The sequence below is a fragment of the Varibaculum sp. C0165D1 genome, assembly GCF_056590355.1.
The window spans coordinates 479497-506132 of record NZ_JBWPVY010000002.1 but is presented as its reverse complement, the minus strand read 5'-3'; the positions used below and the strand labels follow the sequence as shown (position 1 = coordinate 506132).

General features: G+C 54.1%; 23 protein-coding genes. 12 read left to right on the top strand and 11 right to left on the bottom strand.

The genetic code is table 11. From position 1 onward, the window contains the following. Positions 1 to 120: 120 nt before the first annotated feature. Positions 121 to 885 carry an LppM family (lipo)protein gene (locus AC1EKS_RS04735; RefSeq protein WP_481009419.1) on the top strand — a complete coding sequence of 255 codons (765 nt, stop codon included), beginning with the start codon at positions 121 to 123 and terminating at the stop codon, positions 883 to 885. A gap of 412 nt (positions 886 to 1297) precedes the next feature. Here the strand turns inward: AC1EKS_RS04735 and AC1EKS_RS04730 are convergent, their stop codons facing one another. Further along, on the bottom strand, positions 1298 to 1471 hold the full coding sequence (locus AC1EKS_RS04730; RefSeq protein ID WP_481009420.1) for a hypothetical protein: 174 nt from the start codon (positions 1469 to 1471) through the stop codon (positions 1298 to 1300). A 717-nt stretch (positions 1472 to 2188) separates the two neighbouring features. Between AC1EKS_RS04730 and AC1EKS_RS04725 the strand changes: the two genes are divergently transcribed. From AC1EKS_RS04725 to AC1EKS_RS04715, 3 genes are read left to right on the top strand one after another with little or no spacing between them, the layout of a single operon-like run. Further along, positions 2189 to 3412: a TadA family conjugal transfer-associated ATPase gene (locus AC1EKS_RS04725; protein ID WP_481009421.1), complete on the top strand. Its 1224-nt coding sequence runs from the start codon at positions 2189 to 2191 to the stop codon at positions 3410 to 3412. Beyond that, positions 3409 to 4083, top strand: a complete 675-nt coding sequence (locus tag AC1EKS_RS04720) for a type II secretion system F family protein (protein ID WP_481009422.1) — start codon at positions 3409 to 3411, stop codon at positions 4081 to 4083. The genes AC1EKS_RS04725 and AC1EKS_RS04720 overlap by 4 nt, the downstream gene beginning before the upstream one ends. A gap of 2 nt (positions 4084 to 4085) precedes the next feature. After that, positions 4086 to 4613 (top strand): hypothetical protein, encoded by a 528-nt coding sequence (locus AC1EKS_RS04715; RefSeq protein ID WP_481009423.1) that lies wholly within the window; start codon positions 4086 to 4088, stop codon positions 4611 to 4613. Here the strand turns inward: AC1EKS_RS04715 and brnQ are convergent. Beyond that, a complete protein-coding gene (gene brnQ, locus AC1EKS_RS04710; protein WP_481009424.1) occupies positions 4610 to 6052 on the bottom strand; it encodes a branched-chain amino acid transport system II carrier protein in 1443 nt (480 codons plus the stop codon). The genes AC1EKS_RS04715 and brnQ overlap by 4 nt on opposite strands. Positions 6053 to 6210: 158 nt before the next feature. On the opposite strand from brnQ, the gene AC1EKS_RS04705 reads away from it, so the two are divergent. After that, positions 6211 to 6912 carry a hypothetical protein gene (locus tag AC1EKS_RS04705; RefSeq protein WP_481009425.1) on the top strand — a complete coding sequence of 234 codons (702 nt, stop codon included), beginning with the start codon at positions 6211 to 6213 and terminating at the stop codon, positions 6910 to 6912. A gap of 130 nt (positions 6913 to 7042) precedes the next feature. Here AC1EKS_RS04705 and rlmB read toward each other — a convergent pair whose 3' ends face one another. Further along, positions 7043 to 8032 carry a 23S rRNA (guanosine(2251)-2'-O)-methyltransferase RlmB gene (gene rlmB / locus AC1EKS_RS04700; protein WP_481009426.1) on the bottom strand — a complete coding sequence of 330 codons (990 nt, stop codon included), beginning with the start codon at positions 8030 to 8032 and terminating at the stop codon, positions 7043 to 7045. Between the two features lie 8 nt (positions 8033 to 8040). Next, a complete protein-coding gene (cysS, locus tag AC1EKS_RS04695; protein ID WP_481009427.1) occupies positions 8041 to 9486 on the bottom strand; it encodes a cysteine--tRNA ligase in 1446 nt (481 codons plus the stop codon). A 215-nt stretch (positions 9487 to 9701) separates the two neighbouring features. Between cysS and AC1EKS_RS04690 the strand changes: the two genes are divergently transcribed. Continuing rightward, positions 9702 to 10988, top strand: a complete 1287-nt coding sequence (locus AC1EKS_RS04690) for an adenylosuccinate synthase (protein WP_481009428.1) — start codon at positions 9702 to 9704, stop codon at positions 10986 to 10988. Positions 10989 to 11119: 131 nt separating this feature from the next. After that, positions 11120 to 12286 carry a hypothetical protein gene (locus AC1EKS_RS04685; RefSeq protein ID WP_481009429.1) on the top strand — a complete coding sequence of 389 codons (1167 nt, stop codon included), beginning with the start codon at positions 11120 to 11122 and terminating at the stop codon, positions 12284 to 12286. A 212-nt stretch (positions 12287 to 12498) separates the two neighbouring features. Here AC1EKS_RS04685 and AC1EKS_RS04680 read toward each other — a convergent pair whose 3' ends face one another. The 4 genes from AC1EKS_RS04680 to AC1EKS_RS04665 all read right to left on the bottom strand — a co-directional run bounded on the left by AC1EKS_RS04680 (position 12499) and on the right by AC1EKS_RS04665 (position 16563). Next, the gene (locus AC1EKS_RS04680) at positions 12499 to 13116 is read right to left on the bottom strand and encodes a Crp/Fnr family transcriptional regulator (RefSeq protein ID WP_481009472.1); all 618 of its coding nucleotides are present in this window, start codon (positions 13114 to 13116) and stop codon (positions 12499 to 12501) included. Positions 13117 to 13371: 255 nt separating this feature from the next. After that, positions 13372 to 14112 carry a hydrogen peroxide-dependent heme synthase gene (gene hemQ / locus AC1EKS_RS04675; protein ID WP_481009430.1) on the bottom strand — a complete coding sequence of 247 codons (741 nt, stop codon included), beginning with the start codon at positions 14110 to 14112 and terminating at the stop codon, positions 13372 to 13374. A gap of 25 nt (positions 14113 to 14137) precedes the next feature. After that, positions 14138 to 15247 (bottom strand): ferrochelatase, encoded by a 1110-nt coding sequence (locus AC1EKS_RS04670; RefSeq protein WP_481009431.1) that lies wholly within the window; start codon positions 15245 to 15247, stop codon positions 14138 to 14140. Then, on the bottom strand, positions 15244 to 16563 hold the full coding sequence (locus AC1EKS_RS04665) for a glutamyl-tRNA reductase (protein ID WP_481009432.1): 1320 nt from the start codon (positions 16561 to 16563) through the stop codon (positions 15244 to 15246). Before AC1EKS_RS04665 ends, AC1EKS_RS04670 begins: the two co-directional genes overlap by 4 nt. Positions 16564 to 16838: 275 nt before the next feature. Between AC1EKS_RS04665 and hemE the strand changes: the two genes are divergently transcribed. From hemE to glnA, 5 genes are all read left to right on the top strand, one after another. Continuing rightward, entirely contained in the window at positions 16839 to 17873 is a 1035-nt protein-coding gene (gene hemE, locus AC1EKS_RS04660; RefSeq protein WP_481009433.1) for a uroporphyrinogen decarboxylase, read from the top strand. A gap of 71 nt (positions 17874 to 17944) precedes the next feature. Then, positions 17945 to 20503: a hydroxymethylbilane synthase gene (hemC, locus tag AC1EKS_RS04655; RefSeq protein ID WP_481009434.1), complete on the top strand. Its 2559-nt coding sequence runs from the start codon at positions 17945 to 17947 to the stop codon at positions 20501 to 20503. Positions 20504 to 20539: 36 nt separating this feature from the next. Then, positions 20540 to 21292 carry a uroporphyrinogen-III synthase gene (locus AC1EKS_RS04650; RefSeq protein WP_481009435.1) on the top strand — a complete coding sequence of 251 codons (753 nt, stop codon included), beginning with the start codon at positions 20540 to 20542 and terminating at the stop codon, positions 21290 to 21292. A gap of 132 nt (positions 21293 to 21424) precedes the next feature. Next, entirely contained in the window at positions 21425 to 22321 is an 897-nt protein-coding gene (locus AC1EKS_RS04645) for a hypothetical protein (protein ID WP_481009436.1), read from the top strand. 302 nt (positions 22322 to 22623) lie between these two features. Further along, on the top strand, positions 22624 to 24045 hold the full coding sequence (glnA, locus tag AC1EKS_RS04640) for a type I glutamate--ammonia ligase (RefSeq protein WP_481009437.1): 1422 nt from the start codon (positions 22624 to 22626) through the stop codon (positions 24043 to 24045). 102 nt (positions 24046 to 24147) lie between these two features. Here the strand turns inward: glnA and AC1EKS_RS04635 are convergent, their stop codons facing one another. The 3 genes from AC1EKS_RS04635 to AC1EKS_RS04625 are packed head-to-tail and all read right to left on the bottom strand — an operon-like array spanning position 24148 to position 26435. Further along, positions 24148 to 24351: a hypothetical protein gene (locus AC1EKS_RS04635; protein ID WP_481009438.1), complete on the bottom strand. Its 204-nt coding sequence runs from the start codon at positions 24349 to 24351 to the stop codon at positions 24148 to 24150. 39 nt (positions 24352 to 24390) lie between these two features. Continuing rightward, positions 24391 to 25215, bottom strand: coding sequence for a hypothetical protein (locus tag AC1EKS_RS04630; protein ID WP_481010269.1), 825 nt, complete (start codon positions 25213 to 25215; stop codon positions 24391 to 24393). Continuing rightward, complete coding sequence (locus AC1EKS_RS04625) at positions 25182 to 26435, bottom strand: amidase domain-containing protein (protein ID WP_481009440.1); 1254 nt, start codon at positions 26433 to 26435, stop codon at positions 25182 to 25184. The genes AC1EKS_RS04630 and AC1EKS_RS04625 overlap by 34 nt, the downstream gene beginning before the upstream one ends. Between the last annotated feature and the right edge of the window lie 201 nt (positions 26436 to 26636).

The following is a 26636-nucleotide window of genomic DNA, read 5'->3' as shown; positions in this document are numbered from 1 at the left end:
CGATTTTTTACGAGGACGGATTTTTTTAGCGCCGGCATCACGGGAGCTTTACAGTATGATTAAAGCTAAAGATAACGAGACAGCCGGGATAGGAATCGGAACTCAAAGGGGGTAGTTAGAGTGAAAGGCAAGCGACTTTTAGCTTTAATGCTGCTGCCTTTGGCGCTGCTACTCTCAGGGTGTCAAGCTGACACGCAAATGCAGATTTATGAAAACGACACCTATTCGTTCAGTACCCATTTAACTCAACCGCGAACCGCTCAAGATATTAAATGTAAAGACCAGATTCCCGGGATCGAAGATTACATAAAAACTGCACAAGTCGCGATTAAGGACAAATCTACAGACCAGGTTTCTGACTGTACAATCACGGTGAAGGCGCAGCATATTTCGCAGGCCAAGAAACCTTTTGTGACCATTAAACATATTGGCGACAGCTACGTGGTCAAGCTTTCCCCGGTGCAAAGCCTAGATTTTTTGGATGCCCAAACCGACCAGTTCCGCCTAGCAATTACTTTCCCCGGCCCAGTTCTGAAAACCGATAGCTATTCCGGGGCGAAAGCAGAAGGCAACACCGTCACCTGGACCACTCCGCAAGCTCTGGTAAAAGGCTTTGAAGTGCGCGGACAAGACCACCCGGGTATCACTATGAACCAGAAATGGGTAATCGGGTTCCTGGTGATTCTAATAGCACTGGTAGTGGCCTTAGTAGTGTTCCGCAAGCATCCGCGGATCGCACCTATTTGGAGCAAGTTAATGCAGGCATGGAAGGCAATAGCTAGTACCTGCCGCAATCTATTCCTCCGGACCTTGAGCTATCTGGATTTGGGAGGGGGCTCTACCGGGCGCCGTTCCAAACATTCGCGTAAGCGTAAAGGAAAATAGTTTTTACCAGCACTCCCTATAGCTGTGCACTCATCTTCCTCATGCCGGAATAAAATTTTTTCTGGCGCCCATATCTCTTCTCTATCAAGATTTCTGGGGCCTTCCTTAAAACTTGCCAGCGTCAGAAAGTCTGAGACTGTTTACCAGTTTGTCCCCAGGGGTAGATATTCCCGCTGCGTCCTAGGGGACAAAGATTAATATTTGTCGCCGCTGTCTGCAGACCTCTAAACCTGGGATAAACCTCGCTATTAAACCTCCAGGAGTCGGCGGTGTCGAAAGTATTACAATCCCAAGCCCATGGTTCGCAACTATCTGCGTCTATCGATCCCACCTGCCTGCTGTGGAGATTTCTCCCCGGACAGCTGAAGTTCCTCTCCCAGATGTTGGGGATTTCAGGCATTCATTTCCTCACTCACCCGCCAACTTCGGCCGCTAACTTACGAACGGTTATCGGGCCAGCGACGGCTGATTTGAGCTGGTCGTGCCCTACGCTTCCGATCATCCGGGTTACTTTTTCGGGGAGTCCTAGGCCTGAATCTAAAGGTAACTGCACCCTACCACCAACTAGTTCGCAAACACCCTCCATTTTTTGGCTTCCCTCCCAGGTAGGAGCATTCTTGGCTCAAGTCGACCAGTACTGCTATCCCCCGCGAGGGCGTATCCTCAACATCTTCGGATTAGGCACGAAAAGTGGCGCCTCCACCATTGCTTTCGGACTGGCGAACAATGCCAAGAACTCAGTTTTTGTAGATGCGACCTGTCCCCCTCAAGACCAAAATCTCTCCCCCTATGCGCCGGGGATGCGCAAGCTAGGTTTTACCGCAATTACCAACTTTTCTTCCTGTGACCTGGAAACGGACCTATTGGCTTCTCGGTTACGTGAGATCCTGCCGTCAGTGCAAAATACGCGTTTTCTTCAGCTCCACAGCACTAACCCCAATCATATTTCCCGCATATTCTCCCTCCTTATGCGAGCGTTTTCACTGGTAGTAGTGGATTGGGGGCCGGTTAGCTCTCCGCAAGTTTTCAAATATTTGCCCGGGCAAACCTTAGTCGTCAGCGATTTTACCCAATCGCCTAGCAATCGGCAGCTAATCTCGCAGCTCCGTCACCAAGGAATACCGATAGTTATTAATCGCGTCCCCAATAGGCTGTTCCTCGGCAGCACTAGAAATTGGGAATTCCTAGTGCCCCATTGCCGCGAGCTAAAACGGTTGCAAAATCAGGGCTTGGGTGCTTACTTACCAAAACATTTTCAAGCAAGGCTGGCACACATACTGCGAAGCCTCCTGACGGATCAATCATGAAAACCGCAATAACCCGGCTATTAAAACTGGTACCAGGATTACACTCGCAGCCCCCGCTCTCCTTGACCGAACTTGATCCGCGCTTACAAGTCGCAGCGGGAGCATCTCCAGCAGAAGTAGTTCGGGGGACCAGCCCGCCTGCGTCGGGAACGGCGCATCTGCTAGGTGACTTGGCAACTATAAATGCGGAACTGGCCGGTTTTGGCCCGCAACTTGCTCCGCTATTGCAAGACCCCCTGGTTACCGACGTATTAATTAACGGCCCGCAACAAGTTTGGGTCGACAGTGGCGGCGGTCTTTGTAAAACAAAACTGGATTTTGGTTCCTCTGCCAACCTGCGAGCCCTGGCGGTCAGACTGGCAGGCGCCGCCGGAAAACGCCTAGATGATGCGGCTCCGATTGCCGACGGGACTCTTCCTGGCGGAATTCGTCTGCATGCAGTCCTGCCTCCCCTAGCGGTTCCCTATCCGGCGATCTCCTTGCGTTGCCCGCGAGCCAAAGGCCTCAACTTTGCCCAATTGGTGGAATCTGGAACTGTACCCGCCCCCTTAGCACCGGTGGTGACAGGATTAATCGCCCGGAAAGCTTCTTGTTTTATTTCCGGGGCGACCGGGTCCGGGAAAACAACGCTTCTTTCTGCATTGCTGGAACTGGTGCCCGCTAATCAACGGATTGTATGTATCGAGGAAGTATCCGAACTTTTCCCCGCCCACCCCCACCTGGTTCATTTGCAAGAACGCAGCGCCAATGTACAGGGGGCAGGAGCGGTTCCCATGTCGTCTTTGGTACGCGCAGCTATGCGGATGCGCCCGGATCGCATTGTACTGGGTGAATGCCGAGGGGCAGAGGTACGCGAGGTCCTCTCTGCAATGAACACCGGTCACGAAGGTACCTGGGCAACGGTGCATGCCAATGCGGTTACGGAGGTCCCTGCCCGCCTAGTGGCGCTAGGAGCATTGGCGTTAATGCCAGAATCTACCGTCGCAGCACAGGTCGTCGCCGGGGTCGATGCTTTTTTGCAGATTCGTCGCTTAACCGAGCGAGGAAGAACTCGGCGTTATGTTTCCGAAGTAGGAGTACCGGTTTGGGACCAATCCCACCTGGTGGCGCAGCTGGCGCTGAAAGTTACTCCTGCTGGGCAGTTGCTACGCGGTGCGGGCCAGCAAAAACTATCGCAGCTTTTAGATATGGATTTCGAACCTCTTAAGGAAGTGTCGTGAGCTGGAAAACTGTTATTTTACTGGGATTGCTGCTGATGGCTGCGGGAATACCTTGGCATTTACCTGATGCTCTCCCTCCGGGAAACCGGCGCTTACTCCTGCCGAAAGTAGCTGTCACCAGTTATCCTTTACCAGCTTTCCTAAGGCGTCGTTTCCGCCCCCGGCCTCAGCTAGCGGCGGCAGTCATTGAGGTCGCCAGTCGTTTAAACGCCGGGGCCGATCCCACTTCGGCCTGGATAAAAAGTTTGCCGCGGCACGGATTTTCCCCTCCCAAAACCGCAAGCCCCGCAGATCTGCGGGGCGCTATCAAACCGTATTTAACGACTTGGGAACAAGCATCTTTGACCGGACTGTTAGCAGCGGTGAGTTTTTCCGAGGCGGTCGGCGCCCCCTTAGCCGAGGTATTAACCGGTTGTGCCGACTCTCTCACCGAAGCGTCAAATGCCGCTCGTGCGCGCAAACTCGCGCTTACTGCCCCGAAAGCTTCGGCCACTATTTTGGGGCTTTTACCGTTAGGAGGAATCGCCCTGGGCTCAGTTTTAGGAGCCAATCCCCTGCAGGCCATTTTTTCTGGTGGCCTCGGCACTATCAGTGCTCTTGCCGGTCTTATTGCCCTATTAGCGGGAATGTTTTGGATGTTTCGGCTAGTTGCTCGCGCTGAACAGGCCTGAATATGTTTATCCTCGGTACCTGGGTTTTTCTTGGTGTCCTTCCCTGGTTCTTACCAGCGGATCTGCCGCCCAAGCCTAATACTAAAAATGATCAGCACCGCACTATTGATCCGGCAGTGATCCTCGATTTGGCCAGTGCGGGACTAGCCGGTGGCGCCTCGATCCCCCGAGTACTTTCCGCCCTGGCTACTGCCTGCCGGGAACCGCGCTTAGCAGGGGTTTCACGCGCGTTGATTTTCGGGGTTGCCTGGGAGAGCGCCTGGAGCCTACTTAGGCACGGCGGCAATAACCCCGAATGGGCAAAGTATCTATCTGCGGCACTCGAGCCAGCCTGGAAGGATGGAGTTGCGCCCGAGGCTTTGCTAAAAGGTACCGGGATGCGGGTGCGCGCCAGTAAGGATCAGCGCGCCCGCCAGGCTGCGCAAAAACTCTCGGTACGCCTAGTTATTCCCCTAGGGATCTGCCAGTTACCAGCATTTATCCTGTTAGGGATAGTGCCGGTAATCCTGGCAGGCCTAGAAAATCTTTAGTTGTCCGAATCGGATTTTTCTGCCGCGTTTTCCTGCGGCGCGGCGACTTGATCTAATTCCTCTTCATTGAACGCCAGGCCGGCGCTAACTAGAGACTGGTTGCGTTCCCGCGCCACCGCATCATAGTCGTATGCTCGCTTCATCCGGCCCTGCGCGAAATCGATAACCAGACCGAGCAGCAGCATAACGAAGGAGGGGATTAGCCACCCCAGCCCTAGCGAAGCCAACGGAATGGTGTTATCAATCCAATTCTCCAATATCCCGGCAGCTTTCAAACCATCGAAAAGGCCGAAGAATCCGGCTACCCACACCGATAAACGATAAGCCCAGAACATATGGCCGGGAATAAAGATGTCCAGGATGCAGGTAACTACCAGCATGATGGTTACGGGATAGCAGAACATCATCACCGGAATGATGACTTTTATCAACAAGTCTAGGCCCAAGTTGGCGATCGCTAAAGATACTACAACGTGCAGAATCACCCATACTGGACGCGAAACATTCGGGAACAATCCCCTAAAGAACTGGGTTGAGGCCTCGACTAGCCCAATGGCGGTAGTTAGGCAGGCCAAGATAGCGATGGCGCCCAATATTACCGCGCCAGTCGCTCCAAACAGGTGATGCGCCGCAAAGGCCAGGCCTTCCCCGCCGTCTTTAACGTCGGGGTTAAGCCGCCCCACGCGTGATCCCACCATCGACAGGCCGAAATAAACCAGCCCCAGGAAGAAAGCCGCGATTACACCAGACAGGGCAGTAACTCCGAAAAGTTGTTTGCCAGGTTGGAAACCTTTCTGCCGCAGCGCCCTAATAATTACTACCCCGAATACGAAGGAAGCGATGGCGTCCAAAGTGCCGTAGCCGTCAAAAATTCCCTTCAAAGTGGGGGTGGAAGCATAATCTTCCATCGGAGCAGCCGCCGAAGGCAACATGGTGGCCACCGCAGTAATAATCATTACTGCCAGCAGAATCAACAGCGCCGGGGTCAAAAGACCTCCGATACGATCCAGTACGTTGCGCGGATTCAGACACAGATAACCAGCAATCCCGAAGAAAACCAGAGTGTAGACGAATAACCACAGGTGGGAGTCACCTGCAGTCGCCTGGAACGACATCGCATAGGAGGCAGCTCCCGTACGCGGAATCGCATACAGCATCCCGGTAGACAGGAAGATCAGCCAGCAAAAGACCAGGCCGGGATAGTGAGCAATCCGTTCAATAATCCCCAGCACCCCCGAGGAGGAGGTAGCGGCCGCGATCATACCGGCCATCGGCAGCAGCACCCCGGTGAGCATAAAACCAATAGTGGCGGGTACCTGTTGCGTTCCTGAGTTCACTCCGATCATTACCGGAAAAATCAGGTTGCCGGCACCAAAGAACATGGCGAACAACGCCAGCCCAGTTACCACCACATTGCGAACACGTGTCTTGCTATTCATGGCTTACTAATCTCCACTCTATTTTTTCAACCGTTCTAGTGTCGCAAAACCTGGCCCCGATTCAAAATATTCTTTCTCTATTAGATACTGGGTTAATATGTGTTAAGCAGTGTGTTCGTTCTTTTAAATGTGGCCATATTTACAAATGTCCAGGTGAGGTGAGATGCTTGCAGACCGAAGAGCAGCTTCCCCCACTTGATGAGTATTTCCAGCAACTATCAGCTCTGCTATCACTTGCCCCGATCCTGCGCCGTAACCAAATAATTCGTGCTGTACGTCTCGCAGTGATGGAAATGGAAGAAGATTCCGCCCTGCCTGCTCCCTATTCCCGGGAGCAACTTTATGCCTATCTAGGTAATCCCGAACAAGTGGTGGCCATAGCGGATGCGGATCTAACCGTGATTAAGGCTGGGAACGGCACCCAAGTTATCCAAGCGGCAGAGAATGCTAACTTCGCCGAAGTGCCTTGGGGAAAGGCCGCCGCCAAGGTGCGCTCCGAGGACGCACGGCGACTGCGCAAATATGGTCAACTGGTAGGTTGGGGAGAAACCGTGCCGGCAGCACCCGTACAACCGGATTTACTGGACAGCAAAATTGATTCGCTGGTCAATTCGGAACGCGTCCGCCACAACTTCTTCGCCTATTTCCTGCCCATTGCCTTTGGCGTAGCCTGCGCCTCCACCGCACTCCTGGTTCCCCTCGGGTTCTTTTTGGGGATCTTCGCTTTGGTGCTGCTGTTTTACCTTTGGCACAAACAAATTTCTCCCCGATGGCCTAGCGTCTTCTGTGCCTTGGCTACCCTGTTTGCGATTGTCTGTACCGTGGTCGCCACCCTCCGTTTGCTGGGTTACAACTCCTAGGATCACCAGTTTCTGTCCGCAGTCAGTCTGGGGTGATCTCGGGCAAAAGCTACAGTTTCATTTTTGAGGATGCGCCGGAAACAAACCCTATTCGCACGGGATTTTGGGTGGCAGGGCGCCGCTAGTCTTCCTAGTTTTCTGCGGCCTTTTCCCGGCGCACTGCCGCCACTTCGAATAGGGCAATCCCGGTGGCAACTGCGGCGTTTAAAGATTCCACTTCGGAGGAAATCTCGATCCGGGTGAGCAGATCGCAGTTTTCCTTCACCAAGCGGGAAATCCCGTCACCTTCGGCTCCGGTTACTAGCGCTAAAGGACCATCTGCCAGATCTGATTCTCGCACTGAGGAAGTTCCGCCACCATCTAGCCCCAACACGAAACAGCCCTGCTCTTTACACTGCCGAATCGCGTTTACCAGGTTAGATACCCGGGCTATCGGGAGGCGCGCCGCCGCCCCGGCAGAGGCTTTCCAGGCAGTCACATTCATCGAGGCGCTACGCCGACCGGGAATCACTACGCCGCTGGCGCCAAAAGCCGCCGCGCTGCGCACAATCGCTCCTAGGTTATGCGGGTCGGTTACCCCATCTAGCAGCACAATCAGAGGCTTGGTGTGATTTTTTTCGGCATTTTCAAATAGCTCAGCGAGATCGGTGTAATCAAACTCAGGCACCTCCAGGGCGACGCCTTGGTGGACTGCGCCCTCGGTAGCTAAATCCAGGTCGGAGCGCGGTACTTCCACGATAGGCGCCCCTTGGGCACTGGCTTTGCTAAGCAGCAGGGAGAGTTTCTTATTAGCGGCCAGATTGCCTGCCACAAATACCCGGGTCACCGGGATATCCGATTGTAAGGCCTCCAATACCGGATTGCGTCCCGCAATTAGTTGGTGTCCGCGCCGCACCTGGATTAAGGAACGTTTGGCACGCGCTTTGCGTTGGGCTGCTTGGGTTTCTTCCCGCCGCTCTTTTTGGATACGAGCGCGATAAGCTGCGTGATACGGGCGATTCTCTGCTTTCGGGGTCGGTCCTTTCGCCCGCAAGCCGCGTTTATTGCCCCCGCTACCTTTAGGTGCGCCCTTCTTATCGGTACGCTTCATTCTGCCGTGGTGATCTCCGCGAACTGCCATGCCAACCCCTAACCTAAATGCCAAGTGGAGCCGCTGGCTCCGTCCTCAATAACTATCCCGGCCGCGCTTAAGCGGTCGCGTATCCCGTCCGCGCGCGCCCAATCTTTTTCTTTACGAGCCTGAACTCGCTGTTCCAGCTGGTCAGCAACCAGCTTTTCCAAGGCAGCGGCGGCGGCAGAATCGTTACCACTGTCGGCTTCCCGCCATTGCGCCGAGAGAGGATCGAGCCCCAATATCTCTAGCATGGCGCGAATCTGGATCGCTACCTGCGCGCCCTCGTCAGATTTCCCAGATTCAAAAGCGTTATTAGCTTGCTTGATTTTTTCGTGTATCACCGCTTGGGCGGCCGCGATATTAAGATCGTCGTCCATAGCTTCGCAAAAAGCCTCTGGGAGGATGGCGCCTGCTAGCTCCTGGGAGCTGGCGGTAGCGACTTCGGGAGCCGCCTGGGCAAAACGTGCCAGGGAAGTAGCAAACTTATTCCAGGTTTCGCCGGCCTGCTCCAGGGTTTCCGGGGAATATTCCACGGTGGAACGGTAGTGAGTAGTTCCCAAAGCCAGCCGTAACACCGCTGCCGGGGTAGTTTTCAAGATTTCGGAAACCACCAGCGAGTTGCCCAGCGATTTCGACATTTTTTCACCCTTAATGGTTACCCAGGCGTTATGCATCCAGTATTTAGCGAAGGGCCAACCGGCACCATGGGATTGCGCCTGTTCGTTTTCATGATGCGGGAATCGCAGATCAATTCCGCCACCGTGAATATCAAAAGCCTCGCCCAGGTAGCGCCGGGACATCGCCGAACACTCTAGATGCCAGCCGGGACGTCCTTTGCCCCAGGGCGAATCCCACTTGGCGGTTTCCGGTTCGCTTTCTTTTGCCGCTTTCCAGAGAGCGAAGTCGCGCGGGTCGCGTTTGCCCGCCTCAATCTGGCTATCGATTTGGCTTTCGTCCTCGGTCGTGCGCATATCAGAAAGTTTTTGCCGGGTCAGCGAGCCATAATCCTTGAGAGATTTAACATCGAAATAGACGTTACCGTTGCCGTCACTATAGGCGTGACCAGCATCTATTAGCCGCTGGGTGAGGGCGATTTGTTCGGGAATCTGCCCGGTGGCGCGCGGTTCATAGGTGGGAGGCAGCACCCCCAGGGCGCGATAGGCGGCGGCGAACTCTTGCTCGAAACGATAGGCCCATGCCCACCAATCCCATCCGGCCTCCGCGGATTTATTCAAGATTTTGTCGTCAATATCGGTCACGTTACGCACATAGGTAACCTGATAACCGCTGCGGCGCAACCAACGAATCAGCACGTCAAAAGCAATTGCCGAACGCACGTGCCCAATATGGGGAGACCCTTGCACGGTAGCTCCACACAGGTAAATCCCTACGTGTCCGGCTTTCACCGGCTCAAAGTCCACGATGCGGTGACGGGCAGAATCATAAATGCGAAGGCTCATGTTCCCATGGTATCGGCAAGCACCCTTTTGCCCGAAGTTTCCGCAGTTTTAGGCTCCCCCATCTGCTTTTTGAGGACAGTGGAATTTTTCAGGAAAAGCTGCGCAGCTACCGCCGAGAGCCCAAGGCGGATAAACTCAGATAGTAAGCGTGCAAAAGCTGCCGGGAAAATCTCGCCAGCAGCCTTGCCAAAATCCTTATTCGAGAGGAATAGTTCATGCCCGCACTGATTGTTGTCGGAGCCCAATGGGGAGACGAAGGAAAGGGTAAAGTCACCGACCTAGTTGGCCAAAGCGTAGACTGGGTAGTGAAGTTCAACGGCGGCAATAACGCTGGTCACACTATTGTAGTTGGGGATCAAAAGTTTGGTTTACACCTGATTCCCGCCGGCATCCTCTCCCCCACGGTCACCCCAGTAATCGGTAACGGGGTGGTAGTTGACCTGGAAGTGATGTTCGCGGAAATCAAAATGCTTCAGGAAGCCGGGGTTGATTGTTCCCGACTAAAGGTTTCTCTCAACGCCCACATCATTCCCCCCTATAACAAGGTGATGGATGGGCTGGCAGAACGCTCCTTAGGCGAGCGCAAGATTGGTACCACTGGCCGCGGGATTGGGCCGACCTATGCGGATAAGATGAATCGGATTGGGCTGCGGATCCAGGATTTATTTGATGAATCAATTTTGCGGCAAAAAGTCCGCTCCGCGCTTGCCGGTAAGAACTTTGTGATTGAGAAACAGTTCGCTGAAGAGCCTATCGATCCAGAAGCTATTTCTGACCAGCTGCTTTCTTATGTAGAAAAAGTACGGCCTATGGTTTTTGACTGTGCTAAAGAACTGAACCTGGCCTTAGATCGCGGGGAAACTATCCTGCTTGAGGGCGGTCAGGCCACCATGCTCGACATTGACCACGGCACCTATCCCTTCGTAACCTCTTCGTCTTGTACTGCCGGCGGAGCCTGTTCCGGATCGGGAATCGGACCGACTCGCATCGACCGGGTTATTGGGATCGCTAAGGCCTACACCACTCGCGTCGGGGAAGGGCCTTTCCCCACGGAATTGTTTGGTAAAGAGGGCGAGGACCTGCGGCAAGCTGGCGGAGAGTTCGGGGTAACTACCGGTCGTCCCCGTCGTACCGGCTGGTTCGATTCTGTAGTTTCTCGCTATGCCTCCCGGGTAAATGGGCTAACCGACTTGGTAATTACCAAGCTGGATGTTTTGTCAAAATATGACGAGATTCCGGTTTGCGTGGCCTATGACGTTGACGGGAAACGTTATGATGATCTGCCCGCCGACCAGACTGCTTTCCATCATGCCCAGCCGATTTACGAGATGCTGCCCGGGTGGAATGAAGATATTAGTAGCTGCAGAACTTTTGCGGACTTGCCCGTCAAAGCACAGGAATATATCCAGCGCCTAGAGGAGCTTTCCGGATGTCGGATTAGTGTAGTCGGGGTGGGAGCTGACCGGGACGCCACCATCGTGCGTCATCAGCTACTGGACTAGAATTTTCTCGCTTACTGAACTGGCTATTTGACGCGACTATTTTTTAGTTGCGCGGCGCGCTCTCCCTCGAAAGCTGATCTCATAACCTATCGTGGCTGTTGTATAGACTACGCGATTTCGTTGGAGGTCAGATGAGTAAGAACGAGCCGGATAACGACTTCACTACCCGCACCTGGTTCGTGGGAGAAGAAGACGAAGAGAAACAGGCTCCCGAAGATACTTTGATCCCCGGCGAGCATCACGCCGCTGCCAGCTCTGGTAATGACTCGCTAATCGCGGGGGATGGCCTCAAATCTGAGTCGGCTGTTACCAGCGAAGAGCAGGCTCCCGCAGGGCAACTAGATCATACCGACAGTGCGATCGCAGGCAGTGCGGAAGATGCCAATGCGATCCCCGCGGACGAGGAAGAACCAGCCACCGCTAACGAGCCGCTAGCTGAGGACGAATCCTCTGCTAGCAATACTTCCTCGGCACCGGAGCGTAAATCACTCATCGAGCGTAATCAGGAGGTCGATGCAGATGATTCTCTTTCCGCTCCCGCCAGCGAGGTAGAAAGTACCGCTGACCGCCGTTATTCCTTGATTAACGGCTCCGAAGAGCAGGCGGAACCAGTCGCGGAGGAGGCCCCCCACTGGGATTCGGTAGAGGAAACCGAGCCCGAGGAAGTGCTGACTACCGCCGAGCGGCAAAAGAGTTTTGAAGAAACTATTTTCGAGGGAGCCACGGTTAAACCGACGATACCTTCGCGGGCAGCAGCTCATGTCTGGTCGCTGTTGCTCTATTTAGTGATGGTCCCGATCACCTGGTACCTGGTTCTGGATGTCGCCACCCGTTTACGCACTCGCGGCGGGGATGTGTTACTCCCCGCTTCCACCTTGAGCGCTAGTCAGTGGATAGAAATTGTGGTGGCGGTAGTCATGGTCTTCTTACTGGCCCTGATAGCTAGGTTCTCTTCTTTGGGTGCTTTCATTAGCGGCCTAGCGCTGAGCGTGGGGGGCGGTTTCTTCCTGGTGGTTCCAGAACAAACTGCTAACGCTTTGAAGCCGCTGCTAACTGCCCTCGATAATGCCGGCCAGCAAGGCCACTTCTATCAGGCATTACCTTCCAATATTGCTCATCATTTGGCTTGGTCGGGCGGTTCTGGGATGTTGCTATTAGCTGGTCTTTCCCTGCTAGCTGTGGCCTTTTTGGCACATAGCGCGCGCCGCGCCGGTCGCAAGGATTATTTGATCGAACGGAAGGTCAAGGCCGCTACCGATAACAGCCCGAAGAAAGAGCACAAAGACCAGAAAGACTAGAAACACTAGCTTTGCTAGGTTACTAGCCGGGCGCCAATTTGGTGTTCTCTTTAACCAGCGTCAACTGCGCAAACCCTTGCACGCCCCTCCATAAGCCAGCGATAAAAATTGATTTCTGGCCGGGAGGTTAGCCTTGGTGGCCTTGGTGCTTTAAGAAAGCTGGGGGAGGCAACCGTGCGGTTGCCTCCCCCAGCTATCTTTATCGACAGATTTTAGCGAGCGCGCCGCGCCAAGCGGTCAATGTCAATCAAGGTCACTGCTCGCCCTTCCAGGCGAATCCAGTTGCGGTTTACGAACTCGGCTAAAGATTTATTCACGGTTTCCCGCGAGGCCCCTACCAGCTGGGCCAACTCTTCTTGAGTCAAATCGTGGGGCACATGGATTCCGTCCTCGGTGCGAATCCCGAAGCGATCAGCCAAATCCAGTAGCGCCTTGGCCACCCGCCCCGGCACATCCGAGAACACCAGGTCAGCAAGAGACTCATTAGTGCGCCGCAAACGCTTCGCCAAGGCTTTGAGCATATGCTTCGCTAAAGCCGGATTATCCTCTAAGAACATCATTAGGTCACCATGGTTCAAAAACACCAAGCGGGCAGGCGAAACTGCAGTAGCGGTAGTGGAACGCTGCCCGGGATCAAAGAGGGTGAGTTCACCCAGGATCTCCCCTGGACCGAGCACTGCCAGTAGGTTCTCGCGGCCATCAAGGGACTGATGCGAAAGTTTTATCTTCCCCTCGGCTACGATATACAAGCGGTCGCCATCATCGCCCTCTTCAAATAAGTTTTCCCCCCGGCGCAACGTAGTTTGCCCCATCATTGAAAACAGCCGCATCTGCGCTTCCTGATCCAGTCCCTCAAAGAGAGGAACCCTAGCTAAAAAGGACGAATCCAAACCAATCACTCCTTGACACAAAAATTCTCGAAAACCATCGAACGATACATACCGTCTTAACAGTACTCGTTTGTTGTGACTTATGCCACCCAATAAGGGGCGCGCCTTAGATATACTACGCCGTTATTGGAAAACTAGCCTACGCCTGGGACTTCAATCCCGAAATATCCCAGGTTTTAGGCAAGGGAGGAATAACTATTTTTCAGTGGTCTGGCGCTCAACCCACTCGGATAGTTCCATCCGCTTGCCAGTGTAGAACGGGGTGTCCTGACGTACATGCAGGCGGGCTTCACAATCACGCTGTTGACGTAGCACGCCCATCACCCGGTTAATATCATCGGACTCTAGGGTCACTGACCATTCGTAATCGTTGAGGGCGAAAGTCGCCAGGGTAGAAACCGCTACATCTAGGTAACCAGCACCGTTGCGGCCATGTTCCGCGAGCATAGCGCTGCGCTTAGCCTTCGGCAGGTAATACCATTCGAGGGAACGTACGAAGGGGTAAACGGCGGCATAGGCACGCGGCGCCCAACCCCCGAAACAAGCCGGCAGGTGCGGCTTATTAAACTCGGCAGTCATATGAGCGCTCATAATGGACCACACCGGCACCAAGTGGGCGCCTAGGCGGGAATTCAACACCGCGTGATAGGCATCTTGCAGCTTGTCATTGGATTCATCCAGGAACCAGAACATCAGGTCCGCGTCGGAGCGGTAACCGGCAACGTCATACCAGCCGCGCACGGTCACTCCCAACTCAGCGATTTTTTCCTCGAGTTCTCGCACCATAGCTGCCCGTTCGGCCTCCTCGGCAGGCAGCGGCAAGGCCAGCTCGAAAACTGCGTGCAAAGAGAAGTTATTGCGCGCATTTACTTCGTCAGGATCCACCTTGTGATCACGAGGATCGGGGGACACGTCATTGGGCATCGGATGAGCCATAATTTTCTCCTTTGGCTTTCTAATTTTACTTTGTTTCAAACTCTACTGGCAGGTCAGCACCGTGCTTGCTGACCCGGGAATCTTCTGGGGGTGCCCACGCTGGCCATCGAGGTCCCAAGGCATCCTGGGCGTAGGTGACCTGGCCACCCGCTTTTTCCTGGGCGCGTTCGCTCACCAAGTCTGCGAGCGCCCCGATAAAGTCGGGATCTGTACCCACTGTAGGCACCCGCAAATAGTTAAGCCCTAGCTGCTCTGCAGTTTCTTGGGCTTCGGTATCCAGGTCATATACCACTTCCATATGGTCACAGATAAACCCGATAGGTACGCAGGCTACATCGGTTATCCCCTCTGTTTTCAGCTGCGCCAGCCGATCATTAATATCCGGCTCTAACCAGGGCATTTGCGGCGGTCCGGAGCGGGAACAAAAGGACAAATCCCAAGGTAGCTCTCGCCCTAGTTCTTTACTGGCTCGCGTCGCTACCTCGGCACATACCTGCTGGTGTTGACGGTGATAATCAGGGCGAGAATGATCGGCAGGGCCGGAGCATTCCTGCATGGCGCGAGGAATCGAGTGGGTCACGAATGCGATATAGGGCAGGCGTCCGCTACGTTCCTCCATAGTGCGCACCGCTTCTACCAGGCGTTTCGTATAGGAGCTCACGAAGCCCTCGGTTGTGTAGTAGGCGCGCACTTTATCCAGCTCCAGGGTTAGCCCCTGCGCTTCAAGCTGGGCGCGCGCCGCCGCTAAGTCTTCTCGATACTGCCGACACCCGGAGTAACACACGTAGGCGGAGGTAAAGACGCACAGCACCCGGGTAAGTCCCCGCATCGCCAGGTCACAAAGCGTGTCGTGAATAAAGGGATGCCAATTGCGGTTGCCGATCACTACTTCGATTTCATCTCCGCGGTGGCTCAGTTCCAATTCTAGAGCGCGGCGAATTTCGAGGTTGCGGGCATTTATGGGGCTGATTCCGTGGAAACGTCCATAGTGAGTGGAAACCTGTTTTAGCCTCTCATCGGGAACTCCCCGCCCGGAAGTCGCGTTGCGCATAAAGGGCAACACGTCTTCCATTTGCCGCGGCCCCCCATAGCTGACCAACATCACCGCATCGTATTGGGCGGAAATCTTACTCACCGAACCTCCTTTTCGCCGGCAGAGTCCTGTTTTAAATCAGCAACTTTCAAGCCCGTTACCGGACAGGCGGGTTCTACATCTCCTGGTTCCGCCGGAATATCCAGATCTAATCCCCACACTTGCTGGAGGGCGTTTACGTATTCACGCCCCATCCCCTCGCGTCCGGCGCGGTGGGCATTGATAGTGGGAATATGGGCTAGGCGCGCCGCCAGATGCCGCAGCGCGTATTCCACGTCTTCGCGAGGGATGCTATCCCCCTTCGGTAGACGCGCAACTTCATCAGCCAGCACCTGTCGGAAGCTGTCGCGCAACGCTACCACTACCGAGTCCATCTGCCGGTCTGCGAGCAGCGCTTCGGCTTCCTCTACACCCTCGGCCACGATTTCTTCTGCCCGCTTTACCTGGGCTTTCCCCGCCTCCGGTACCCGGTCACTGATTTCTTCTAAGTTGATTACTCGTACCCGCTCTAGAGCGGCGACCCCGTCCTCAATATCGGTTTGTAAGGCCAAATCCAGAATCGTTTTTTCGCCGTTAGATAGCGCTAAAGCCCGCTGGACTTCCTCTTTAGTTAGTACCGGAGAGCCCATGCCGCGGCAGGAAACGATTAAAGTAGCTGCTTCCAAAGCCGCGACTAGCTGATCTTTGGCTACCGGCTGCAAGTCGTGTCCGAAAGCAAAACGTTCTGCCCGCCCGGAAGTGGAATATACCGAGATATCTTGCACCCCCTTGGCGCGTAGCGCCGCGACTGCCGCTCCCGCATAAGAGCCGGTGCCAATCAAGAGCGTGGGGGTTCCCGCCAGGGGATTTATCCGTTCACTTACGATTTCGAGGCCGCAAGCCACTACCGAACGCCCCTGGGAGGCGATTCCGGTCAGCTGCGCGACCCGGCGGGAAGTGGTTAGCGCTCCTTGGCAGGCGCGGGTAATGGTGGCGGAGGATATTCGCTGCTGGGTGGCGACCCGTAGAGCCCGGCGCAGCTGTCCGGAGATTTCTCGCTCCCCCACCACCATGGAGTCCAGTCCACAGGCTACCTGGAAAAGATGATCCAGCACTTCGCGGTCGCGGCGGGTTTCGCAATCCGTGCCTAACCGGGATTGAATATAGCGATCTACCCCTACCTGTTGCTCTCCGGAGAGCGCAGGCGCGGTTTCGATAATGATTTCTACCCGATTGCAGGTAGAAAGCGGTAGCACTCCCCGTACTTCGGGCAGGCGTTGCAAAAGATCTTGCGGGAGCCCCTCGGTGGTACTGGAAGCTGCCGCCACGGCGCTCAGCCCGTGCCGGAGATGATGTACCGAATAGGAAGAAAGACCCACGGGCTCATTAGACCATTTTTTTATTTTTCAAAAAGTACGCGGCGATTTCTGCTGCCTCAAATTTCTTATGTTTTCTATTTGTGCAGTTCTAACCGTTATCTAAGAAAAATAATCTGCCAGCGTGTCACTAAGAATCAAGATATTAAACAACGGACAGATGCGGAAAATGTGTCAGAAAACCATTCCTATCGGTTTCGCGCTCAGGGAGAATAGCCTGCCCCCACTCTTGGTCGCACTTGCTTGCGCTGGCCGAAAATGCCGGCGATGATGGAAATATGTCTGAGCAAAATTCTTTTCTAAAAGCAGTTCGCGGCCTACGCCCCGATAAAACTCCAGTTTGGTTTATGCGCCAAGCCGGGCGTTCCCTCCCCGAGTATCGCCGCCTGCGGGCCGATAACGATATGCTCACCGCCTGCACCACCCCCGACCTGGCCGCCGAAATCACCCTACAGCCGGTGCGCCGTTACGGGGTAGACGCCGCAATTTTCTTTTCCGATATTGTCACCCCCCTGTATCTGGCCGGCTTAGACGTACAGATAGTCCCCGGTAAAGGCCCGGTTTTCGCCGACCCCGTCCTGGACCCCAAGGATGTAGATCGCCTCACCAGCTATAAGAGTTTTGACCCGGACTGTATTACCGAAGCCGCCCAGATTGCCTGCACTGAGCTGGGAGAGACCCCCCTGATTGCTTTTGCGGCCGCCCCTTTCACCTTGGCGTCCTATCTAATTGGGAAAACCCGCTCGAAGAATCACCTGGAGGCGCGGGCGTTTATGCATTCTTATCCGGATGCCTGGAACCGGCTGGCCAGCTGGTGCGCGGATATGTCGGCGGCTTTCCTTGCGGCCCAAATTGCGGGTGGGGCGCGTACTGCCCAAGTTTTCGATTCCTGGGTAGGCGACCTCTCACGCGCTGACTATCAAACCTACTGCTGGGAGCATTCCCGGGTAGTGATTGATTCCGCCCATGCCCGCGGGGTACCGGTGATTCATTTCGGGGTGGGGGCCGCTTCCTTGCTGGATTTAATGCGCGATGCGGGCGCCGAATGTATTGGGGTGGACTGGCGACTACCCCTCGGTGAAGCCGTTCAGAAAATCGAACATGGGCCTGGTGACCGCTTTGCGGTGCAAGGAAATATAGATCCTGCGATTTTGTTCGCCTCTAGCCAGGTGCGCCGTGATCACGTCGATCAGGTTTTAGCGGAAGGCAAGAAAGCCTCCGCCCATATCGTCAACCTGGGACACGGGGTACCCCCGAATGCCGACCCGGCGGTTTTACAAGAAATCGTCGACCAGGTACATGAATCAAACTAATCACCAACGACTATGCTGAAGGATTACCCGGGGCGCAGCGCCTCGAAAACCGCTTGGGGCAAGGAGACGCAATGCACGACCTAGCTGGACTAGCCGATTATGATGTTCTGGTTATCGGAGGGGGGCTGGCCGGATTAACCAACGCCTATACTCTGCAAAAACAGGGCGCGCGGGTGGCGGTGATCGAGGAACGAGGACGCCCCGGCGGCCTAATCTGCTCGGGACGTTTCGGGGACTTCACTTTCGATATTGGCGCTGAGGCTTTCGCGGCCGGAGCTACCGAAGTTAAAGATTTGTGCCAGGAACTAGGTTTACCGGTGGTTGCTCCCCGCGGTAAATCTTGGATTTTCCACCATGAACGTGCAGGTATTCCCGAGGGCGCCCTCCCGATTCCCCACGGAATGTTGGGGATTCCCGCCAGCCTGGATGACCCCGGGATAGTGCAGGCACTCAGTGAAGCAGAAATGGAGCGCGCCCGCCAGGACTTAACTATGGGGCCGGAAGTGGGGGCAGAAGAAGCCACTGTCACCGATTTGGTAACTGCCCGCCTCGGAAAAGCAGTTTTAGAGAAAGTAGTTGCCCCCGTTGCCGGCGGTATCCACTCCGCCAGCACCGACCGCTTAAACGCCGACACTACTTTGCGCGGTTTGCGCCCGGCACTAAAAGAACACGGCTCCCTGGTGAAGGCAGTTGCCAGTTTGCGGGGACTGAAGCCGGGTAAACCGGCAGTGCTTGCTCCTGAGGGAGGAATGTTCCGCCTGGTGGAAACCTTAGCGCAGCGCATTGAAGAGGGCGGGGGGCTGATTTTGTCCCATGTGCGCGCCCTCGACCTGGCACCGGTTGCAAATGAACCTGACGCCGCTGACGGTTCCCCTGCCACAGGCTCGAATCAGCCCGGATCAATGCGCTGGAAGGTGACGGTTTCTAACACCAAATCGGGACCCACCCCGGGAGCCAGCCCGATTAATATTGGCGAGACCGTCACGGTCACCGTGCCGCAGGTAGTAGTGGCTTTACCAGGCTATTTAGCCGCGCCAATGCTTAGCAAAGTACCGGGTATTGAAGTAGGGGAACTTCCGCAGGGCGGACCGATTGCGCACGTGACTCTATTTGTGGACTGCCCGGCCTTAGATACCCATCCGCGTGGTTCGGGGATGTTGGTACAGCGACCGAGCAGTGAAGATATTGAAAATGGCTGCGTGGCGGCAAAAGCCATCACCCACTACACTTCTAAATGGCCCTGGGCGGAAAAAGCTGCCGGTAAAGGCCGCCATCTGCTCCGAGTGTCTTATGGTTGGGCGAATGGACCGGAGATTCCGGTATCGGTCGAGGGCGCATTGCAGGATGCTTCCCGGCTGCTGGGGGTGGAGATTTCGCCGGATCAGCTGCTGGGATCGATGATTATTCACTGGGATGGCTCCCTGCCGCCCTTCACTCCCAAGCATCGGGAAATGACCGCCAAGCTGCTGGAAGAGGTGCAGACTTATCCCGGTCTGGAGCTGGCGGGCTCCTGGGTTGCCGGTTCGGGGATTGCCGCAGTAGTGCGCCAGGCGCAAACCATTAAATTGCGCGGTACCGGCTGGATTAGCGAGGCGAAGGACGATGCCTTGGTTTTGGGAACTCGCGCCTCTCGCCTGGCAGTTACCCAATCGGAAACCGTAGCTAGCGCTTTGCGTGAACATGGGCTAAAAGTGCAGCTGCGGCAAGTGCGCACGGCCGGCGATATTTCCCGCGCCTCTTTACAAAAACTAGGAGGAGTGGGCGTATTTGCCGCGCAACTACGCCTGGCACTCTTGGAAGGAAACTGCCATTTAGCAGTGCATTCTTTCAAAGATTTACCTACCCAGCCGGTTTCGGGGCTAAAAGTGGCCGCGATTCCGAGCCGCGCGGATGCCCGGGACGCCCTGTGCGCAGCTCCCGGTTTAACTTTGGAAACTTTGCCGCCAGGCGCCACCGTGGGGACGGGCTCTCCGCGCCGCGCCGCCCAAATCCTGGCTTTACGTCCCGACCTCAAGATCGTGGATATTCGCGGAAACGTTCCTACCCGCCTGGGCAGAGTGAAAGGTATTAGTGCTCCGCAGGCCGACTTTACTGATGGCCGGGAGACGCGCGAAAAAATCTCGCAGGGCGCCCATGACTTGGATGCGGTGATTTTGGCGGCGGCAGGTTTGGATCGGATCGGGCTGGGCGCTTACGCCAGCGAGCGTTTCGATCCCGAACAGGTACTGCCGGCTCCGGCACAAGGGGCGCTCGCGGTGGAGGCATCGGAGACGGCAGTTAAAGCCCACCCCGATTTAGCGGCTGCTCTGGAAGAGATTAATGACCTGGCAACTGCGCTTACCTCTACTGCGGAACGGGCAGTTTTAGCGGAACTAAACGCCGGGTGCGCCGCGCCGGTGGGGGCGTTTGCGCAGATGGAACGGGGGATACTCACGCTGACTGCCGCGATTATTTCCTTGGATGGTACCCGCGAGGTGCGCATCAGTGACTCTTTGCAGGCTGATCCGGAGAAAACTTTTGCCGAGATGCTTGATCAGGCGCGCGAACTCGGTGAAAGCGTGGCTCGCGCCCTCTTGGAGGCAGGCGGCGGCGAGCTCGCTGACCTGGGTGCTGCTAAGGTGCGCGGCTAGAAACGGGCAACGGGAAACTATTTTCGGAGGGCGACGATGGCGTTTACGGTGGCACTGACTGCCGCAGCAACTCGTCCGCTTACGAAAAAGCTGCAGGCGGAATTGCCCGAGTGCCGGGTAGTTGGCGCGCCGGTCACCCGTTCGCGCCCGGTTTCACCTCCGCAACTTCCCGTCTGCCAGCAGCGCTTACAGCGCATGGAATATAGCTGGGTGATTATTACTTCTGCCCGCACCGTCAAGTATTTACAGCAGCTGTTAGCTGCAGAGCCGCCTTTAGCTACGTTTCCGCAGGTGGCGGCAGTAGGTAAGGCTAGCGCCCAAGCGGCGAGTAGGGCTGGTTGGAATGTCGCCTTGCAGGCGGGCGGTAATGCCACAGATTTAGCAGGCCGCTTTGCGGAATTAACTCCCAGCGGCTCCTCCCCGGGTCGGGTGTTCTTGCCGGGATCGGCGCTCAGTAAACCCGACCTCGCGGCAGCTTTAAGCGACCTGGGTTACCAGGTCGATACTTGCCCCCTCTACACGATGAGCCCGGTTTCTACCTGTCCGGAAGAATATTTCCACGCCGATGCGGTGGCGGTTACCGCTGGTTCTAATCTGCGTGCCCTCGTTGATTTTGGGGTGTTTAGTTCGGATCCCGCTGCCCCTGCCCGCGCCCTCCCCCGCCTGGTTTGTATCGGGGAGCCTTCTGCCCAGGTGGCGAGAGAGTTAGGGTTAACAGTTGCCGCGGTAGCTAAGACTCCGGATGCGGGCGGGCTGGCTGAGGCGCTACGTTCCTGCCTGGCACCCTAATCGCGGGTCGGCAAAGCCACTAGCAGTTCCGATTTGAAAAATTTGGTTAACGTTAATAATCCGTTATGTAACATTTGTATAAAATATATCTATTCCTCGGTGTTACCTAGACCACATGTGTTAAAATAAGATATGAGTTATTCACCCCAGCCTAATAGTGGAAATCCCGTTCCCCAAGGTTTTCCGGCACCCCAAAGTCCCCAGTTTTCGCCGGTAAACCCGCAAATGTCCGCCTCACCCATGCCGCCGGCTATCCCTCCCAAGAAGAGCAAGACTGGTTTGATTGTCACCATCGTGATTGTGGCGGTGCTGGTTGTCACTTTGGTCGGGTTATTTATCGCTAATGCGGTAGTAGGCAGAGCCCAGGAGAACTGGCTCAAAGAGCAGTTCAGCAAAGAGGGATTCTCGAATGTTAAGGCAGAGATTGACTCTAGCCCCATGCTGGTCAGCTATTTTAAAGACTATTACCGGCATGCCACCATCACCGCCTCAGAGGGGAAGCTTACGGAGGACAAATCGGCTAAAAAAGATGCCCCAGATCTTCGTAGAGTAAAAGACATAAAGATTGATGTTTACGGCTTCAAGGGGGGAGATAACCCCGTCATTGAAAAAGGCACCGCGAGTTATGCTATTCCGGGTGAAGACTTCGATAAAGGTATGCTGAAAGAAGCTAAAGATGCGGGTATGACCGTAAATCGCCAAGGGAATAAAATTACCGTCGCGGGTGAAGAAGAAGGATTAAAATTCCAGGTGATTATGACTCTGCACTTCAAACCCGGTAAGAGCGGGGAATCTGCGAAAATTTCCCAGACTGTGGACAAGATTACGATTAACGGTAGCGAAGAGTTCATGGGGCAAAAGTTAACTCCCGCTGAACTGGGCATTGAAGGCGACGAAGAAACTCCCATAGATTTTGCAAAGGGCACGACCTTGAAAAATATAGATTTTTCAGGTAAAGACATTAAGTACGATTTTGAATTTAAGAACGTCAAACTGAAAGATATCGGCAAGTACCGGGTCGGCAGGTAACGGCTGGTGTTTTCCGTAGGTACCTGTAGCTACCGTCTCGGCGGGTGCCTTGCATAAAAATGTGAGCACCAGCCCCCGATGATGGCATGAGTGATTTCTCTTCCGCGCTACCCCGCCCATATCTTGGACATCGCAACTAGGGAAAGCGGCAACAACTTTAGAGAAACCGCACCGCGCCCTCGGGAAATATTTGCGAAACTGTTCACGGTTTTGGGCGGGAATCTCGCTGCAGCGTCCCGGCGCGGTATGCTTTTTTTAGTTTTCTTATCCGCAAGCCGCACGGCTAAGCCAAGGAGGAACAATTGTTTAACTCCCACGAAGAAGCCCTAAAATTTGTTGCCGACCAGGGTATCGAACTGATTGATATCCGTTTTTGCGATCTGATTGGTACCAGTCAGCATTTCACGATCCCCGCCGACCAGTTCGCGGACGCCCTGGAAAACGGGTTGATGTTCGATGGTTCTTCTATTCGCGGTTTCACCTCGATAGACAAGTCAGATATGAAGCTGATAACCGATGTGTCTGACGCCTATGTGGATCCCTTCCGCGCCTGCCCCACTTTGGCGGTGAACTGTTCCATCGTGGATCCTTTCACCGATGCGCCTTTTCCGCGCGATCCTCGTCAGGTCGCCTCTAAAGCGGAAGCCTATCTGCGCTCTACTGGAATCGCCGATACCTGTTTTATTGGTGCTGAAGCCGAGTTTTATCTTTTCGATTCGGTGCGTTACCAAACCCAGCCTTATGACACCTTTGTGAAACTGGATTCTGTTGAAGGCTACTGGAACACCGGCCGAGATGAAGAGGGCGGAAACCTCGCCTATAAGACTCCTTTGAAGGGCGGCTACTTCCCGGTAGCGCCTTCCGATAAGTTCTGTGACCTGCGCGATTACATGGTGAAACTGCTCAGTGACTCCGGGTTAAAGGTAGAGCGCTCCCACCACGAGGTCGGCTCCGGGGGGCAACACGAGATTAACTATCGTTTCAACTCGCTGATGGCGGCGGGTGACGACATGATGAAGTTCAAGTACCTGATTAAGAACGCCGCGCAGGAATTCGGAGTTACCGCCACCTTTATGCCCAAACCGATGGCGGGCGATAACGGTTCCGGGATGCACTCCCATTTTTCGCTTTGGAAAGAGGGCGAGCCGCTGTTCTATGACGAAACCGGTTACGGTTCCCTCTCTGACCTGGCGCGTTACTTTATTGGCGGCTTGCTGCAGCACGCACCGGCACTGCTGGCGTTCACTAATCCTTCGGTTAACTCTTATCGGCGTCTGGTTCCTGGTTTTGAGGCTCCAATCAACCTGGTGTATTCGGCACGTAACCGTTCTGCCTGTATCCGGATTCCGGTGACCGGTACTTCCCCGAAAGCTAAACGGGTGGAGTACCGGGTTCCTGACCCCAGCGCGAATCCTTATCTGTCTTTCGCGGCTTGCCTGATGGCGGGGATTGATGGGATTCAAAACCGGCTAGAGCCGCCAGCTCCCATCGATAAGGATCTCTATGAGCTGCCGCCAGCCGAATATCATGACATTCCGAAACTGCCTTGCTCCCTGGATGCAGCTCTAGAGGCACTCCGCGCTGACCAGGACTTCTTGACTGAAGGCGAGGTATTTACCCCGGATTTGCTGGAGACTTGGATTAACTACAAGGAACAAAATGAGGTGGCTCCGCTGCGGCAGGTGGTACATCCTTATGAATTCCAGCTTTACTACGATATTTAGGTCTGTTCCCAGATAAATCCCGCCCCCGCGGTCTCGGAAAAAGATTGGTTTTACCCAAAGGATTTCCGAGGCCGCGGGGGCGGATTATTACTATTACAACCTTTACTTTTCGTCGCGATTAGTTTTAGTGATTTCCACTCCCCACAATACGCACGCGATCACCCCGAAAACTGGGGCGGCCATCACCATGAATCCGGCGCCAAAGGGGAAACTGCTGTCAGTGTCGATCACATAAATAATCAGCGTCCCTACAGCCAGCAACACTGCACATAAAATAGTGAATATCCAAGCAAAAACTTTCAGCATCCAACTGTTCCTTTCATGCTGCCCACAGCTTTGCTTACCCTAGCAAACGCCGTCGGCCATAAGTAGTTTTTCTAGAGATTTATTATCGTACTGCCGGGATATTTCTGGCCGATAACTTTCCCTGGTTCTGGCTAATGCACTACAAAGCTCACCTGCTTTTTCTTCGTATCTATTTCTTTTTATCATCTCGACCTCGGAGTCATCACCAGATGCTTCTTCCTCCTCGCTGGCAAGTTGCGCTGGCGCGCCCTCTTTCATAAATGGAATGGCAAGTTTATCGAACTCGTCTAGACTTTTACGCAGTTGCGCATTGGTTTCCGCTGCCTGATAGCCTTCGAGGAACTCTCGAATAATGTTGAGTTCTTTTGAAAACCGCATGGCTGATAGGTCATCGAGCGAGTTCAGGTATCTGTCTTGTTTATTGCCGGAATTCCTCCAGGCGGAGAAATTTTCCGGTTTGAAGGCAGGTAAACGTAACTTTTTCTGGATGTTATCAATCCAGGGTTTATACATGGTACTGAAAGCCTCGAAAGCCTTATCTTTGTTGAGATATTCCGGATACAGCAAGACTTTATAGTGTTTTTTCTGAAACTCCATAGTGCCAACTACTGGTTGATAACACTGGTTTTCACTTCCCTCTACCCCATAGCCGGCATCGGTAGCATCTCGCAAGGTAGAAAGGGAACACCAGCTATACATGGGCAGATCCGCTACATCTTTCACGGCGGCATGTTCCTGGGCGTGGCTCCCCCACAGATACCCCACCCCAACTGAAGTTATGCACGTCAAAACGCAAGCTAAAACAACCGCCCCCGCCTTCTTGGTTAATTTCACTGCGTAACCCACCCTTTCTGCTGGAGCCACCTTTGTGCTTTTTTACCGGGTTCCGCCCAACCGGCATAATTCTGGGTATGCTGTGTAACTCCAAATACCCTGTAGGTAACATGGTTATACTTGCTTCTCCGATTAGACACTATATGCACATAACCTATATGAGAAACATCTCCTCTAGTATTTGATATTCCAATAAAACTCCCTGGGTGAAGTCTGGAAGCGAACGTGGCTAAACTTGTGGTTCTTTTAGTCAATCCCCAATACTTGGCGAAATCATTTGCGATTCGCCAAGACTTACTAATATTCTTCCGATAGTTATTTCTGGAGTGGTAGAACCAACCTTTAGTCATAGCTCTACCTCCCGCGCGCATTATTTGAGAGGCAAAATTTGCGCAGTCGTACTGAAATTCCTTGTAACCAGGATTTGCCTGGTTTCGCCATTTCCATGCGTATGAGTTTGCCGCCTTTACATTAAAAGCTGCCCGGGTTTCAAGTTCAGGAGCATGCATTCCATATGCGGCATCAAAAAGATTATTATCGCCCTCCAGGCTTAACAAACCATTTGCCTCAGCAAGCGCCGAAATCTCCTCACGGGGGATGCCTTGATTTAATCCTGATACTGCCTTTTCTAGATTTGTAACAATTTCCTGGTTACAGCTACGGGCTTTAAACCCAAAAAGATACCAATTTAGTTCACTCATCTTCAGACTGGGATCTGCACTTACTAACGATGCATTAGAAGCGTCAACCCATTCACTAACCGTAGATTTGGACAAAGGAGGAAGTTTCGCATCTTTTTGCAGCCAGGTAATCTCCGGCTGATAATCCCGCAGCATCAGATTCCACGCGGCTGCTTCATCTACAAACTCTTCATAAAGGGAAAGGTTATAGATCTTTTCAGGCGCCCTAAACTTGACTGACACTTTATTAATCTCTGATTTTCCATGAATCCCTGGCTCTGTAGTGACGGGTTCCAGTGCATACGGGGAGGCTGAGCTATTAGCGTTTCCTTGCTTAGACTCTTCCGCATTAGTGCTCAAATCATTATTTGCTGACTTAGGCAAATCAGCTGAGGGATCTAACAATTGATCACTGGAACCATTAGGATCCGAGGCCTCAACGCTGCTTGCAGTTTCACTTTCAGACCCCTCCGGGGGATTTGCCGGGGAGGCATACGATAAAGAACTCATCCCCAAAGGAAAAGCAATCCCTAGAAGCACTAAAACTGAACGTCGAAAAAACTTGTTCATTTCAGATTTCCTTTCTTGAATTCAGCCAATCTTTGATGTGACACTTTCATGTTTCCAAAGGTGATCGCGGTAATTCAATGGTCAAGTGGCTGGATATTAGCGCCAGGTGGCCAGGATTAATATCCGGGTGGCTACTCGGTGGTTACATTTTTCACCGGGGTGCCTGCTGCCGGCTGGTTTGCAGCTATAGTGGCGTCGAAA

Bases quoted from the DNA above. Each gene is read 5' to 3' on its own strand.
- AC1EKS_RS04730 (WP_481009420.1), bottom strand. From the start codon at position 1,471: ATGGAGGGTGTTTGCGAACTAGTTGGTGGTAGGGTGCAGTTACCTTTA.
- AC1EKS_RS04725 (WP_481009421.1), top strand. From the start codon at position 2,189: ATGAAAACCGCAATAACCCGGCTATTAAAACTGGTACCAGGATTACAC.
- AC1EKS_RS04715 (WP_481009423.1), top strand. From the start codon at position 4,086: ATGTTTATCCTCGGTACCTGGGTTTTTCTTGGTGTCCTTCCCTGGTTC.
- brnQ (WP_481009424.1), bottom strand. From the start codon at position 6,052: ATGAATAGCAAGACACGTGTTCGCAATGTGGTGGTAACTGGGCTGGCG.
- rlmB (WP_481009426.1), bottom strand. From the start codon at position 8,032: ATGGCAGTTCGCGGAGATCACCACGGCAGAATGAAGCGTACCGATAAG.
- cysS (WP_481009427.1), bottom strand. From the start codon at position 9,486: ATGAGCCTTCGCATTTATGATTCTGCCCGTCACCGCATCGTGGACTTT.
- AC1EKS_RS04690 (WP_481009428.1), top strand. From the start codon at position 9,702: ATGCCCGCACTGATTGTTGTCGGAGCCCAATGGGGAGACGAAGGAAAG.
- AC1EKS_RS04685 (WP_481009429.1), top strand. From the start codon at position 11,120: ATGAGTAAGAACGAGCCGGATAACGACTTCACTACCCGCACCTGGTTC.
- AC1EKS_RS04680 (WP_481009472.1), bottom strand. From the start codon at position 13,116: ATGCGGCTGTTTTCAATGATGGGGCAAACTACGTTGCGCCGGGGGGAA.
- hemQ (WP_481009430.1), bottom strand. From the start codon at position 14,112: ATGGCTCATCCGATGCCCAATGACGTGTCCCCCGATCCTCGTGATCAC.
- hemE (WP_481009433.1), top strand. From the start codon at position 16,839: ATGTCTGAGCAAAATTCTTTTCTAAAAGCAGTTCGCGGCCTACGCCCC.
- hemC (WP_481009434.1), top strand. From the start codon at position 17,945: ATGCACGACCTAGCTGGACTAGCCGATTATGATGTTCTGGTTATCGGA.
- AC1EKS_RS04650 (WP_481009435.1), top strand. From the start codon at position 20,540: ATGGCGTTTACGGTGGCACTGACTGCCGCAGCAACTCGTCCGCTTACG.
- AC1EKS_RS04645 (WP_481009436.1), top strand. From the start codon at position 21,425: ATGAGTTATTCACCCCAGCCTAATAGTGGAAATCCCGTTCCCCAAGGT.
- AC1EKS_RS04635 (WP_481009438.1), bottom strand. From the start codon at position 24,351: ATGCTGAAAGTTTTTGCTTGGATATTCACTATTTTATGTGCAGTGTTG.
- AC1EKS_RS04625 (WP_481009440.1), bottom strand. From the start codon at position 26,435: ATGAACAAGTTTTTTCGACGTTCAGTTTTAGTGCTTCTAGGGATTGCT.